The following is a 14,851-nucleotide window of genomic DNA, read 5'->3' as shown; positions in this document are numbered from 1 at the left end:
CCCATGTGGGAGCGAGCCTGCTCGCGAATAGACCCTTACCGGCGCCCTATCAACCTCAGGCGATCACAATTCCATCGCCACTGAGGCTATTCAGCGCCACTCCAACCAGCGTCACCGAGTCAGCGCCAAACTTGAGCACTGTGTCCTGCCCCACCATCGAGGCATGCGCGCGGAAGTCGTCATTGGGCAACACCCCCTGCACGCCAAGGAACACCAGTTTGTCGTTCGACGTAAAACCCACCACCCGATCCTGACCGAACGCGCCGTTGAACAGGAACGTATCCACCCCGCCCCCGGACTCCATCAGGTCATTACCGGCGCCACCGACAAACACGTCGTTGCCAGCGCCGCCGATCAAGTGGTCGTTGCCGTCCAGACCAAACAACCAGTCACCACCGGCGTGCGCCTTGAGCGTGTCGGCACCGCTGGTGCCTTTGACGCTGGACTCGTACTGGGTGACGTTGTTGCCGACCTTCAAACCGCTGGCCGTGACGCTGTGGGTCACGTCGTCCTTGAACAGGCCCCAGAGGAAGCCCGGCTCCTTGGTGACGATGCTGCCGATGTCGAGGGTGATGCTGATCCCGCCGTTGGCATCGCGCACGTACAGGTTGCCGGCGCCGTCGTTGGCGAAGTCGAAGGTGTTCACCGATTTCTGCAAATCGAGGGTATTGTTGCCGGCGCCACCGAGAATCACGTTGTAGCCGCCACCGTCACGGAAGGTGTCGTTGCCGGCGCGACCTTCGAGGTAGTCATTGCCGCTGCCGCCCTGGATCAGGTCGTTGCTGTCGCTGCCGATGATGAAGGTGCTGCCCTTGTGGGTTTCGGCGTTGCGGTTGAGGTCCTGCACCCAGGTGTTGGCCCGCGCCGGATCCGACAGGTTGGCGACGATGATCGTCGAGTCCTTGCTGGTCAGATCGTAGAACTTCGACTCGATGATCCGGTTCATGCCATCGCCGTAAGCAGTCGGCAGGTGCGAGATCCAGGTCGAAATATTGAGAATCGAGAACGGCAGCAGATTCCACGCAGTCGAGGCGTAGTGATCGTTGAAGCTGACGATGTTGTCGGTGGCCGACTCCTTGGGCGCGTCGTGCACGCCGACCGAGGCGCCGGTGAAGGTTGAGCCGTCGAGGGCGCGGAACACCGGATCGTTTTCGTAACCGACGTTGAGCACCTTGTCGGTGCCGCTCTGGGTCGGCGAGGCATAGGCGATGTAGTTGGAATCGGCGAAGAATCCGCCCCACTTGCCGCCACTCAGGTCAGCCATGCTGTTGACCGCCAGCCCGCCGAGGCTGTGGCCGCTGACCAGCACGTCCTTGCCGGTAAGGCCGTTGGCCTTGGCGAAAGCCACCACGTCATTGAGCAGATTGCCGAACGCTTCGCCGACGTAGTTCTTGGCGTAGTCCTTGGGACCGAAGGCTGCCAGCAGGTCGTTGATCACGTCGCCGATGGAGTCGATGATCAGGTTTTCCCGCGGGCCGCTGGTGCCGCGAAACGCGATGCCGATTTCCGTGAGATGGCCCTGGGCGTCGTACTTGCCGAGGATTTCCACCTGGGCGGTGGTGTAACCGGCCTTCTCGCCGAAGAAGGTTCCGCGCGCGTCGGTCTTGCCGTCGTAGCCCAGTTGCGAGGCGGTGATCGGAGTCCAGCCAGCCTTTTTCACGGCGTCGAGGGCGAGTTTTTCCGAGTCGGGGTTCCACGGAATTCCGGGAATCACCCCTTGCGAATCAGTACCGCCGAGCAGCGCCGTGACCAGCGTGGCAGGCAGGCCGAGACCGAAGCCGTTGTGCTGATAACCGGCGGCAAAGCCGTTATCGAGGTTGTGATAGGAATACAGCGTGATCGCCATGGCATCGCTGAACAACGCCTTGGAGTCGGCTGTACCGAAGTTCTTGTAGTCATACACACCCATTGCTATTGCCTCTCTTTTGTTGGAATTGTCAGAGATAGCTCACAGCCAAGGCGCCCCTCGCGGGCACGCCCCGGAGCATTTCAGTACTACTTGTTGCTGTTTACTGTGGGAGCGAGCCTGCTCGCGAAGGCGGTGTGTCAGGTACGAATACTTCAACTGACACTACGCATTCGCGAGCAGGCTCGCTCCCACATTGGATCTACGCGAACATGAAACTGGAGTCCGACAGGTTAGCCACTCCCACCCCGACCAGGGTCACGGCATAGTCGCCAATCTTCAGCACAGTGTCAGCGCCGGACTGGGCAGCATGCTGCTTGTAGTCATAACCCTGCCCCGCGCCTTCGACGCCCATGAACACCAGTTTGTCGCTGCCCTGGTAGCCATTGATCGCATCGAAACCGAACGCGCCGCTGAACAGGAAGGTGTTGTTGCCACCCACCGCCGTCATCACGTCATTGCCAGCGCCGCCGACGAAGGTCACATGGGCCTTGTCGCTGATCAGCTTGTCATCGCCACCCAGACCGAACAGCCAGTCACCGTCCGCGCTGGCATGCAGCGCGTTGCCGTACGCATCGCCGTTGAGCGAATGGGTGTACTGGGTCAGTTCGCTGCCATTGGTCAAACCCTTGGCCGTGACGCCCCAGGTGATTTCCTTGCTGCCCCACCACGACCCCGACTCCTTGCTCACCAGCGCGCCGATGTCGCGGGTCATGCTGATACCGCCGTAGGCGTCGCGCACATACAGCGTGCCGTCACCGTCGTTGGCGAAGCTGAAGTTCTGCAGCGGTTTCTGCAGCTCGAACGTGTTGTGGCCCTGGCCACCGAGGAGGATGTTGAAACCACCGTCATCGCGGAACCGGTCATCGCCGCCCAGGCCTTCGAGGAAGTCGTTACCCGCGCCGCCCTTGAGCCAGTCGTTGCTGTTGGTGCCGATGATGAAGGTGCTGCCGGTGTGCGGCTCGCCGCTGCGCCCCAGATCCTCGACCCAGGTCTTGCCCCGGGAAGATTCCTCAAGGTTGGAGACGATGATGGTCGAGTCCTTGTGCGTGAGGTTGTAGAACTTCGAATCAATCACCCGGTTCAAGCCATCGGCATACCCCAACGAGCCGTGGGCCGACCAGCTCAGCGGATTGACGATGCTGAACGGCACCAGGTTCTGCGCGGTGGACGCGTAGTTGTCGTTGAAATTGACGATGTTGTCGGTGGTCGACTCATGCGGCCCGTCGTGCTTGCCCAGCGAACCGCTGCTGAACGTGGTGCCGTCCAGTGCGCGGAACACCGGATCGTTCTCGTAACCGATGTTCAGCACGTTGTTGCCGGTACTGCTCTGGGTCGGCGAAGCGAACGCGATGTAGTTGGCGTCCTTGAAGAACCCGCCCCAATTGCTGCCACTCAACTCGGCCACGCTGTTGACCCCGAGGCCTCCGAGGCTGTGGCCGCTGAACAGCACGTCCTTGGCGGCGATGCCATTGGCCATGGCGAACGTGGCGACAGCCTTGAGCAGGTTGTCGAAGGCGTTTTTTGCGTAGTTGCTCGCGTAATCCGATGGCCCGATGGCGGCCAGCAGATTGTTTTTCATGTCGCCGAAGGTATCGCTGTAACCCAGCCCGCCGGTGCCGCGAAAGGCCACGCCGATGCCGATCAGCTTGCCGCCAGCGTCGTACTTGCCGAGCACTTCGGCCTCGGCGCTGGTGAAGCCGTCCTTCTCGCCGAAGAACGTGCCTTGCGCGCCGACCTTGCCCTGATAACCCAGCACCGTCGCGCTGAGCGGTTTCCAGGCAGTCGCCGGCAGAGGCTGCCCAGTCGGCGTGTAGGCATACAGCGTCAGCGCGATGGCATCGCTGTACAACGCTTTGCCGTCGGCATTTTTATAATCGAACAATCCCATGTTGTGCTCTCTCTTCCTTCACGTCAGGACTGGCAGCCTCCCGAGAGACTGCCAGTACGCCTTCAGAACTGCCAGTCGAGGGTCAGACCCACACCGTGGTCCTTCTCGTTGTTACCGATCAGTCCGTTGTAGTCCAGGTTGACCCGGACATCGCGATTGAGCGCCAGCCCGGCGCGTACGCCGACCACCGCCGCATCACGATCCATCGACACACTCTGCACGGTGAACGCGCTGTTGCCATTGGCGAACGCCAGGTGGCTGTCTGCATCGACACTGCTCAGGTTGTGCTGCCAGCCGAGGGTTGCGCCCAGTTCCAGCTGATGTTTGTCCGACAGCGCGAAGCTGCGCTTGGCACGCACACCAAGGGTCGACAGCACTACATCGCGGTTGTCTTCACCGCCCTTGAGCGCCGCGGCATCACCCTTCTCGGTGAAGCTGTCGGTGTTCAAGTGCACGTACGACAGATTGGCGAACGGCTCCAGATTCATCGGCTGCAGGCGCAGATCGTAAGCCGCTTCGGTGAACACCTGAGTGGTCGCCGCATCGTGCCTGGTTTTCTCTTTGCCATTGACGCCTGCGAACTGCAGATCACGTTTCACGTCCACGCGATGCCAGCTATACGCCGCACCGGCGGTCAGACGCAGCGCATCGATCTGATGCCCCAGGTACGCCCCCAAGTGGTAGCTGTCGACCGAGGCCGACGAATGCGTGCCGCCGCCCATGTTCAACGAGCTGTCGCTATAACCGGTAACGAAACCCAGACGGGTATCTTCAGCAATCAGGCCGTCGACACCGGCCAGCAAGCCGCCAATGGAGCTGTTGGAGTCGGCGTTTTCGTGGCCGCCATCGCTCTTGCCCCACGAACCCAGCACCTTGACCCAGGCATTGCTGCGGTCGTCGGTCGGTGCGTTGGCATTGAACAGATCACGCTCACGCAGACGCTCGCCCACCGCTTCGCGCAGGTAGCGGCTGTCGTTGATCAGCAGCGTGCCAATCGCCGGGTGAATCTCGCCGGACAGTTGCTGGAAGGCTTGTTGCGCCGAGGCCGCGTTCGGCGACAGCAACAGGGTTTCGAACAACGCATTGCCGGCGCCCAGCCGTTCAGCCGCCGCACCGACGGCGCGCTGGTTTGGGGTCAGACCGACACTGGCGAACGATGCGCCGTTGCGCCCGACGTCCAGTTGCACGCCGCTTGCCGAGTACGCCAGGGTGCCGCCGAGGAACGCGTAGTTCGGCAGCACTTGCCCGAACTGCCCTTGAATGCCACCGGCCGCTTGCAGGATGTTGAACTGAGTGCCGAGCAGGCTCTTCACTTCAGTCGTCGTCAGCAAGGTCGGGCTGTTTTCCAGCGACAGACTGACCGTGGCGCCATCGATCACCGCTTTGCCACCGGCAACGATCTTGTCGCTGTTGGTCGGCGAGACTTCCACCGCATAGGTCGAACCGCGCTCGAAGGTCACGTCACCGGCGACGTTCAGCGTGCCGATCGAGTTGCCCGGCGCGACAGTACCACCGCTTTTCGCGGTCAGCGCGCCGATGCGGCCGTTACCGCCGAGAATGCCGCTGTCGTTGACCGTGACCGCCGAAGCCAGCGAGCCATTGATCGCCAGACGCCCCTGATTGACCAGGGTCGGGCCGCTGTAGGTGTTGTTGCCGGTCAGCACCAGTGTGCCGATGCCCTGCTTGGTCAGGCCGCCATGACCGGAAATGTCGTTGCGCCAGGTGTCGAGGCCGCAAGTGATGTCGGTGCACACGCGTTCGGTCGGTTTACCCTGATCGATGATCGCGCCGATGCCCGGCAAGTCGGCGACGAACTGCCCGGAACCGTAGGCACCCTGGATGCGGAACTCTTCCGGGATGTCCTGCTCGGTGACGAACATCGCCGGGCCGTCGATGCCCTTGCGCAGGTTGATCATGCCCCAGCCGTACAAGGCGTCGATGCCCGGTGCGCCGAGGTCGGTGGCGGTGGTACGCAGTACCGTGGCGACCTGATCGCCAGTCATGTACGGGAAGCGTTCCATCAGCACCGCCATCGAGCCGGCCACGTGCGGTGCGGCCATCGAGGTGCCGTTGTAGTTTTTGTAGCCGGTGGTCAGGTTGTCGGCGTTGGTGCCGCTGATGATCGAGCTGTAGATCTGCGTGCCCGGCGCCGAGACGCAGAAGCTCGCGGTATAGCCGCAACGCGAAGAGAACGTACTCATGATGTACGGGTTGGCGCTGGCCTGATCCGGGTTCCTCTGCAACGCGGCGACGGTGATCCAGTTCGGCGCGATGTCCGGCACGAAGTAGCCGAGGCCGGCGATGGCGTCCGGGTTGTTCAGGTTGTAATCGTTACCGGCGGCGAAGATCGTCACGATACCGCTGCGGGCGGCGGCGATGGCGCCGTCGTAGGCACCACCGGGCTTGGTGCCGAGCAGCGTGCGGATTTCGTTGAACTGCAATTGCGCGTCGTTGACGGTGAAGTGCGGATACGCCGGGTCGCGGCCGCCGAGGTCGAAACGGTCAGTGATGCCGATGCCCCAACTGTTGTTGATGATCCGCGCGCCACTGGCGATCAGCGCATCCCAACCAGCCTTGTACACCGCGCCATCGTTGCCACGGACGATGCCGTCTTCCGGGCCTGGGTCACCGTTGTCGGCGCTGATGATCTGCGCTCCGAACGCCACCCCGTGCATCGGCCCGCCGTCACGGCTACCGGCTGCGATACCACCGACGTGGGTACCGTGCGCACCGAGCTTGCCGTCGGAGCCGACCGAGGGCGAACCGTCATAACGGAACGCATCGCCGGCTTTGACCGGGATGTACGGGTCGGTGTACTCGCGGATCCCGCTGGTGACCAGGGTCACGACTTTATTGGTGCCGGAAAACTCCGGGTGCGCGGCGTACACCGGCTGGTCGAAGATCCCCAGCTTCACGCCTTTGCCGGTGTAACCGGCGGCGTAGGCGTAATCCGCGCCGATGGCGCCCAAACCCCATTCCGCCTGGAACTCGGCGCTGCGCCAACTGGCGGGATCGCCGCTGCGGCCGCTTTCCACATAAGGCGCCGCGTGCGCGGTGCCCCAAGTGGTCAGCGCACAGAGTACAGCGCAATTAAGGGTTTTCATGGCGAAACGACCGCCCGTTTGCGCGGGGGTATTGTTGTTATTCATCCAGCGACCTTCCTTAGTGTTGTTGCGAAAAATCCGTCTATTTAAATCTCATGAATGCTGCTTTTTGTGGCGAGGGCGCTTGCTCCCGCTGGGGCGCGAAGCGGCCCTCTGCATTTTTCCAGTCGAACCCGGCTTGGCGGATTTACGACTGCTGCGCAGCCGAGCGGGAGCAAGCTCCCTCGCCACAGGTATGAACTGAATCTGTAGGAGCTGCCGCAGCCTGCGGCAGCTCCTACAGGGATACGCGTTCACCCTCCGTCAGAACTGCCAGTTCAGGCTCAGCCCCACGCCGTGGTTCTTCTCGCGGTTGGCCAGTTGTCCGTTGTAATCGAGGTTGACTCGCACGTCCTTGCTCAACGCCAGGCTGGCCTGTACGCCGACCAGCGCCGCATCACGCACCAGTGCCGAACTCTCGACCGAATACGGTGTGCTACCGCTGGCAAAGCGCAGGTGCTGTTCGGCGTCGATGTCGCTGAGGCTGTGCTGCCAGCCGAGATGCCCGCTCAGGTCCAGCGCCTGCCCTGACGACAGATTGAAGCGCTTGACCGCGCGCACACCGAGGGTACTCAGCACCGCATCACGCTGGTCGCCGGAGCTTTTCAGCGCCGCCGCGTCGCCCTTTTCGGTGAAGCCGTCGGTATCCAGATGCACATAAGCGAGGTTGGCGAACGGCTCCAGTGCCAGCGGCTGCAGGTTCAGCCGATAAGCCGCTTCGCCGAAGACCTGCGTGGTGGCCGCATCGACCTTGGCTTTCTGTTTGGCGCTGACGTCGCCGTATTGCAGATCGCGCTTCACATCGGCGCGATGCCAGCTGTACGCCGCGCCGGTGCTCAGACGCCAGGCGCCGGTTTCATGACCGGCGTAAGCGCCGAGGTGATAGCTGTCGACCTTGGCCGACGAATGCGTGTCCGAGCCCATGTTCAGCGAGCTGTCGCTGTAACCAGTGACCAGACCGATGCGGGTCTGCTCGTCCAGCGCGCCGTCGACACCGGCGAGCAAACCGCCGATCGAGGTGCTGTAGCGCGAAGTGTCGTTACCGGAGTTGGTCGCCCCCCAGGCGCCGAGGGTCTTGATCCAGCCATTGCTTTGCGTGGCGTTGGCATCGTGCAGACGTTCGCCGACCGCGTCGCGCAACTGGCGGCTGTCATTGATCAGCATCGAGCCGAGCGCCGGGTAAATCTCCCCGCTCAATTGCTGGAATGCCTGTTGCGCCGAGGCGGCAGACGCCGACAGCAGCAGGCTTTCGTACACCGAATTGCCGGCGCCGAGGCCTTCGACGGCGGCCGCCACCGCGCGCTGATTCGGGGTTTGCCCGACACTGGCGAACGAGGTTGCGTTGCGCTGAATGTCGAGCTGAATGGTGTTGGCCGCGTAGTCGAGGTTGCCGCCGATGAACAGGTAATCCGGCAGCACCGCGCCAAACTGGCCCTGAATGCCGCCGGCCGCCTGCAGAATGTCGTAAGAGTGCCCAAGCAGGCTGCGCGCTTCAGTGGTGCTGAGCAAAGTCGGGCTGTTTTCCAGCGACAGGCTGACGGTAGCGCCGCTGATGCTCGCGCTGCCGCCGGCAACGATGCGGTCGCTGCTGGTCGGCGACAGCTCTACCGCGTAGGTCGAGCCTGGGGCGAAGGTCACGTCACCGGCCACGTTCAAGGTGCCGATGGAGTTGCCCGGCGCCACGCGGCCGCCGCTGTTGGCGAGCAACGAAGCGATCCGCCCCGAACCGCCAAGGATGCCGCCGTTGTTGACGGTCACTGCCGAGGCCAGCGAACCGTTGACGCTGAGCAAGCCGCCATTGACCGTGGTCGGGCCACGGAAGGTGTTGTCGCCGGTCAGCAGCAAGCGCCCTGCTCCGGACTTGATCAGGCTGCCCTGATAGACCCGTGTCGCCGCTGCGGCATCTCGCGCCATACCGACCGCGTAGTCGGTCTGATCCTGCTGACTGGCGCCGGCCGGCACGCCGTTCTGCCAGCCCTTGTCCTGCAGAGTCTGCTGCCAGGCGCGGTGTTCGGCGAGGTCTTCGCGCTGGCGCTGAATCAATGCCTTGTCGGAAATGTCATTGCTCCACACATCGCTCTGCCCGGCGGCCAGATTGGCATCGAACGCGCCGAGCAATTGTCCCGGCCCGTGCATCGCCCGATTGAGATTGGCCACGCCCCAGCCGACCCGCTCGGTCGGTGCATCGGTGATCGAACCATCGAGCTGTGTGGCGGTGGTCAGCAGCACTTCGAGTGCCTGCTGGTTGTTCATGTACGGGTAGCGTTCCATCACCAGCGCCAGTGCCCCGGTGGCGTGCGGCGCGGCCATCGAGGTGCCGGACTTGACCGCGTAACCGCCACCCGGAATGGTGCTGTCGATCTTCGCCCCCGGCGTGGTGATGCACCAGTATTTGGCGATGCCGCACTGGTTGTACTTCTGCTGATTGCTCTGATCCAGCCCGGAGACCGCCAGCCAGTGGCCTTCGAGGTCCGGCTGAAAGTACGGCAACGCCGAGCGCACGCTGGCGTTCGGGTAGCCGCTGTTGCCGGCGCTGAACACGTTGATCACGCCACGGCGCGAGACGTCCGCCGCCGCGTCGAGCCAGGTGCCCTGATTCCAGTGCTGAGCGTACGCGGCGTGCAGATCGGCCAGGGTGCGATAGCTGACATCCGGCGGCTGGCTGCCCCAACTGTTGTTGATCGCGCGCACGCCGGCATCGGCCAGGGCGTCGTACACCGCTTTGAAATAGCGCGGATCGGGTTTCGGGCCGAAGAGGAAGCTGTCGTTGTTGTTGGTGTTGCCGACGTAGATCTGCGCGTTGTACGCCACGCCGTGCATGCCGTTGCCGTCACGGCTCGCGCCCATGGTGCCGACCACGTGAGTGCCGTGGGAATCGTTGTTGGGGTTGAGGGTGCCATTGACGCTGAACAGCGAACCGTCGACGTAGCTGCCGGAGGCCAGCACCGGGTGATAGCGGTCGCTGGCGAACTCTGGATGGGCGGCATCGAAGCCGGAGTCGAGGGCACCGATCTTCACGCCTTTGCCGGTGATGCCGGCGGCGTAGGCCTGATCCGCCTGCATCCGCGCCAGGCCCCAGTCGCGCTGGAATTCGGCGCTGCGCCAACTGGCCGGATCGCCGGGCTTGCCGGATTCGAGGTACTGCGCATGGGCTTGCGCGATGGAAACTGCGAGCAACAGGGTGCCGACCGCTGCCGGCTTGATGCGTACGTCCATGTTCACCACTCACTTTTATTGTTTTATGCAGGCGCCGCAGGCTGTTAAAAGCCAGATCAAAAGATCGCAGCCTTCGGCAGCTCCTACAGGGATTGCTGTGTCAGCCAGTTCTTGCTTTATGTAGGAGCTGCCGCAGGCTGCGATCTTTTGATCTGCTTTAAGCTCCTACAGGATTTTCAGTGCTATTGAGTTTTCGGGCCTTGTCCGAACGCCTCATCCACCCGCGCCAGATCCTGTTCGTTCAATGTCCCCGCGTAGTAATGCAGCTTGGTCCAGGCCATCAAGTAGTCGTAGCGCGCCTGGGCCAGATCGCGGCGGGTGGTAAACAGTTGCTGTTCGGCGTTCAGCGCATCGAGGTTAGTCCGCTCACCACCGAGAATGCTTTGCTTGGTCGACACCACCAGCGCTTCAGCCGAAGCCAGCGCCTTCTGATAGGCGCGCAGTTTGTTGACGCCCGACAGGCAGGCGCTGAACTGGCGGCGCAGTTCGATCAGCGTCTCGCGGGTCTTGCCATCGAGTTCGTATTCCGCCTGCTCCATGGTGCGGCTGGCCTGACGGGTCGAGGCCGAAACCCCGCCACCGGCATACAGTGGAACGTTGACTTCAAAACCGATGGTGTTGGTGTCATAGCGCTGGTTATAGGTGTTGCCGCTGTCCGATTCAGTCTTGCGGATCGAGGCATAGGCACTGACTTTAGGCAGGTGCCCGGCGCGGTTGCGCTCGACTTCGTACTTTGCCACTTCCACCGCCTGGCGTTGCGACGCCAGATTAGGGTTGTTGCTGATCGCCAGCTCATGCCAGGTGTCGTAGTTGGCCGGCATCAGCGCGAAGGTCTGGAAATTCTGATCCAGTGGCGCCAGCTCGCTGATATCCACCGTCTGCACGCCGACCAGCGCGCCCAACTCGCGCAGCGCCGCGTCCTGCTCGTTGCGCGCCTCGATCTCTTCGGCGGTCGCCAGCTCATAGCGCGACTCGGCTTCCAGAATGTCGGTGCGGGTGCCCTCGCCCTGCTTGAACATGTGTTCGTTCTGCTGGAACTGCTGTTCATAGGCCTTCTTCTTGGCCTGGGCGATGTCGATCTGATCCTGGGCGAACAAGGCTTTGGTGTAGTTGTCCAGCACCCGTACCAGCAATTCCTGACTCTTGCCGCGAAACGCCTCGTCGGCGAACAGCGACTGCGCCACGCCTTTGCGATACGCCGCGTAAGCTTCGTAGTCGAGCAACGGTTGCTGCAAAGTCAGGGTCGAGCCATAGCTGTTGTAGTTGCGGTCTTCGGTCAGGTTGCCACGAGCGGTCAGTTGCGTGGCTTTCGAGGTGTTGTGACCGCGGTTGTAGTTGTAACCCAGTCTCGGCAACAGCCCGGCACGGCCGATGATGCGGTTTTCCAGGCCCGCGTCGCGCTCCTTGATCGCGCCGAGGAACACCGGATCGTTGCGCAATGCCTGTTCGTAGACCTCGAATGGCCCCATGGCCGCCAGCGCGCTGTTTCCTGCGAGCAGCGCGAACGCTGCTCCCAACATCGAAAGCTTATTCATACAGCCGAACATCCTTATTCTTCAGTCAACGCAGAGCCAGCGCGATCGAGCAATGGTTTGAACAGGTAATTGAGCAGTGAACGTTCGCCGGTGCGCACGAACATTTCCGCCGGCATACCGGGCTTGATCACCAGGCCATGGAGTTTTTCCATCGCCTGATCACTGACGCTGCTGCGCAACACGTAGTACGGCACGCCGGTTTTCTCGTCGACCATCTGGTCGGCGGAAATCAGGCTGACCTCACCCGGTACACGCGGGGTCTTGCTCTGGTTGAACGCGGTGAACAGGATATCGACCGGCAGATGCGTGCCGACCTTGTCGATCAGGTTGATCGGCAAGTGCCCTTCGACTTCCAAGGTGGTGCCTTGCGGGACGATCTCCAGCAGGGTTTCGCCCTGACGCACCACGGCGCCTTCGGTGTGCACGCCAAGGTTGACCGCCACGCCATCGGCGGTGGCGAGGATCTCGCTGTGTTGCAGGTCGAAACCGGCCGAAGTCAGTTGCTCGGACAGGGTCACGCTTTTGAGCTGCGCGTCGGCCAGTTGCGTGCGCACTTCCTTCTGGTATTCCTCGCCATGCTGTTGCAGTTTCAGGCGCGATTCGAGGATGCCCTGCTCCACCCGGCCGCTTTCACCGGTGTTCTCGGCCAGTTGCTGCTGCACTTGCGACAGCTGCCGCTGGTACTCCATCAAGCGGTTGCGCGGGATGTAGCCATTGTCCGCCAGCGGTTGCAGGTTGCTCAGCTGCTGTTGCAGTGAATCGGCCTGGGCATTGAGGTCGGTACGGGCGCGACGCATGCCCGCCAGTTGCGCGGTGGCGCCTTCGATGCTGGCGCGAAGACCGGCCTGCTCGCGGTAGAACGCTTCGCGACGGCTGCTGAACAGTTGACGCTGGCCTTCAAGGACCAGCGCCAGACGCGGATCCGGGTCGTTGCTCAGTTCAGCAGGAAAGGTGATCTCTTTGAGGTTGTCGCGCTCCGCCTGCCAGCGTGCGAGGCTGGCCCAGGCCATGCGGTATTGCGCCTGCAACGACTGCACGTCAGCGGCGACCTGGGTCTGATCGAGGCGGAACAGCGGCTGGCCCTGTTTGACGATCTCGCCTTCGCGCACCAGGATCCGGCTGACCACGCCGCTGCTCATCGACTGCACAGCTTTGCGCTTGCCCGAGACCACCACCGTGCCCTGCACCGGGATGCCTTGATCCAGCGGCGCCAGTGCGGCCCAGGTGAAGAAACTGCCGGCGCCAACGATGGCCAGAATCCAGCCCATGCGCGCGAAGAATTTCGCATCGCGCTCGGGACGCTCGGTGATGTACGCGTGTTCCATGGAGGCTTCGTTTTCAGTGTTCATGCTGGCGCTGCTCATACACCCGAATTCCTTGTCGTGGGCTGGTACTGCCGGCTCATGCTGAGCCCGCCCGGTGCCTGCGCAGATTTTTCCCGTTGTTGTTCCTGGGCGCCGGACAGCGCCTTGAGTACATCCTGACTGTTGCCGAATGCCTGCAAACGACCGTCGTTGAGCACCAGCAACTTGTCGGCCTGGGCCAGTACCGAAGAGCGGTGCGTGACCAGCACCACGGTGGTGCCCTTGGCCTTGAGCTGGGCGATGGCACTGGCCAGCGCGGCTTCACCGACGGTATCGAGGTTGGAGTTCGGCTCATCGAGCACCACCAGGCTCGGATCGCCATACATGGCGCGAGCCAGTGCCACCCGCTGCTTCTGGCCGCCGGACAGGCCACTGCCGTCCTCGCCCAGTTGCGTGTCGTAGCCTTGTGGCATACGCAGAATCATCTCGTGCACGCCAGCCTGTTGCGCAGCCGCCACGACCTTTTGCGGATTGGCCTCGCTGAAACGGGCGATGTTCTCGGCGATGCTGCCGCTGAACAGCTCGATGTCCTGAGGCAGGTAACCGATGTACGGGCCGAGCTCGTCGCGGTTCCAGCGATGGATGTCCGCACCGTCCAGGCGCACGGTGCCGCCGAGGGTCGGCCACACGCCGACCAACACTCGGGCCAGAGTCGACTTGCCGGACCCGGAAGCACCGAGCACGCCCAGCACTTCGCCCGCGCCAATCGCGAAGTTGACCATGTGCAGGGTCGCCGCGCGTTGCCCCGGAGGGCCGGCGCTGACTTGCTCAAAGGCAATCTGGCCTTTTGGCGCTGGCAGCGCCATGGCGTCGTCACTCGGCGGGAACGCCTGCAGCAAAGAGTCCAGACGACGATAGGCCAGCTTCGCCCCGCTCCACTGTTTCCACACGGCGATCAACTGGTCGATCGGGCTCAGCACGCGGCCCATCAGGATCGAACCGGCGATCATCATCCCGGCAGTCATGTCACCCTTGATCACCAGCAACGCACCGAGGCCCAGCACCAGCGATTGCAGGCACAGGCGCAGGGTCTTACTGATCGAACTGATCACCGCACCGGTGTCGCTGGCCTGATTCTGCAGGCCGAGGAACCGCGAGTGCACACCGAACCAGCGCTTGCGCAACGCGCCGAGCATGCCCATGGCCTGAATGGTTTCCGCATTGTGCAGGTGGCTGGTCGCCAGTTGGCTGGACTTCTGCGAGTAACCGGCCGCTTCGCCCAGCGGTTTCTTGGTCATGTATTCGTTGAGGCATGCCAAAGCGATCAGCAGCAGCGCACCGGCCGTGGCGAGCACGCCCAGCCACACGTTGAACAGGTAGATGACAAACAGATAGACCGGGAACCATGGCGCGTCGAAAAACGCGAACAGGGCCGGCCCGGTGACAAATTGCCGAATGTGGGTCAGGTCGCCCAGCGATTGCCCGGCGTTGCCCTCGCCCTTGAACAGGTTGCGCTCGAATGCCGCCTGATACACCCGCAGGTTGAAGCGGCGCTCCAGTTGGCTGCCGATGCGGATCACGATGAAACTGCGCACCACTTCCAGCATCCCGATGAATGCGAAGAACCCGACGACCATCAAGGACAGCATCGCCAGGGTGGTTTCGTTCTGCGAAGACAGCACGCGGTCATAGACCTGCAGCATATAAATGGAGGGCACCAGCATCAGCACGTTAATCAGTGCGGTAAAGCATCCGACGCTGATCAGAATGCTTTTATAGTCACCCAAAGCCTTGAATAAGGGAGCGGTGGCTGGGGCCTTCGCCATCTTCATTGATTATTCCTGCAATAATTTCCC

7 protein-coding genes are annotated in these 14,851 nt (G+C 62.6%); all 7 read right to left on the bottom strand.

Annotation, left to right across the window (positions count from 1 at the left end; translation table 11 throughout):
* Positions 1–55: 55 nt before the first annotated feature.
* The 7 genes from BW33_RS04060 to BW33_RS04030 all read right to left on the bottom strand — a co-directional run bounded on the left by BW33_RS04060 (position 56) and on the right by BW33_RS04030 (position 14,827).
* Positions 56–1,909, bottom strand: a complete 1,854-nt coding sequence (locus BW33_RS04060) for a polyurethane esterase (protein WP_047597226.1) — start codon at positions 1,907–1,909, stop codon at positions 56–58.
* Positions 1,910–2,108: 199 nt separating this feature from the next.
* Positions 2,109–3,797, bottom strand: coding sequence for a polyurethane esterase (locus BW33_RS04055; protein WP_047597225.1), 1,689 nt, complete (start codon positions 3,795–3,797; stop codon positions 2,109–2,111).
* A 62-nt stretch (positions 3,798–3,859) separates the two neighbouring features.
* On the bottom strand, positions 3,860–6,946 hold the full coding sequence (locus BW33_RS04050) for an autotransporter serine protease (protein ID WP_047597224.1): 3,087 nt from the start codon (positions 6,944–6,946) through the stop codon (positions 3,860–3,862).
* Positions 6,947–7,204: 258 nt separating this feature from the next.
* On the bottom strand, positions 7,205–10,156 hold the full coding sequence (gene eprS, locus BW33_RS04045) for an autotransporter serine peptidase EprS (protein ID WP_047597223.1): 2,952 nt from the start codon (positions 10,154–10,156) through the stop codon (positions 7,205–7,207).
* Positions 10,157–10,338: 182 nt separating this feature from the next.
* On the bottom strand, positions 10,339–11,703 hold the full coding sequence (locus BW33_RS04040) for a TolC family outer membrane protein (protein ID WP_047597221.1): 1,365 nt from the start codon (positions 11,701–11,703) through the stop codon (positions 10,339–10,341).
* A 2-nt stretch (positions 11,704–11,705) separates the two neighbouring features.
* Entirely contained in the window at positions 11,706–13,055 is a 1,350-nt protein-coding gene (locus BW33_RS04035) for an HlyD family type I secretion periplasmic adaptor subunit (protein ID WP_047597220.1), read from the bottom strand.
* Entirely contained in the window at positions 13,052–14,827 is a 1,776-nt protein-coding gene (locus BW33_RS04030) for a type I secretion system permease/ATPase (RefSeq protein WP_047597219.1), read from the bottom strand. The genes BW33_RS04035 and BW33_RS04030 overlap by 4 nt, the downstream gene beginning before the upstream one ends.
* Positions 14,828–14,851: the final 24 nt, after the last annotated feature.

It is taken from the genome of Pseudomonas sp. RIT288 (assembly GCF_000631985.1).
In the GTDB taxonomy this organism is placed as follows: Bacteria; Pseudomonadota; Gammaproteobacteria; order Pseudomonadales; family Pseudomonadaceae; genus Aquipseudomonas.
This window is presented reverse-complemented; position numbering and strand designations above follow the sequence as displayed.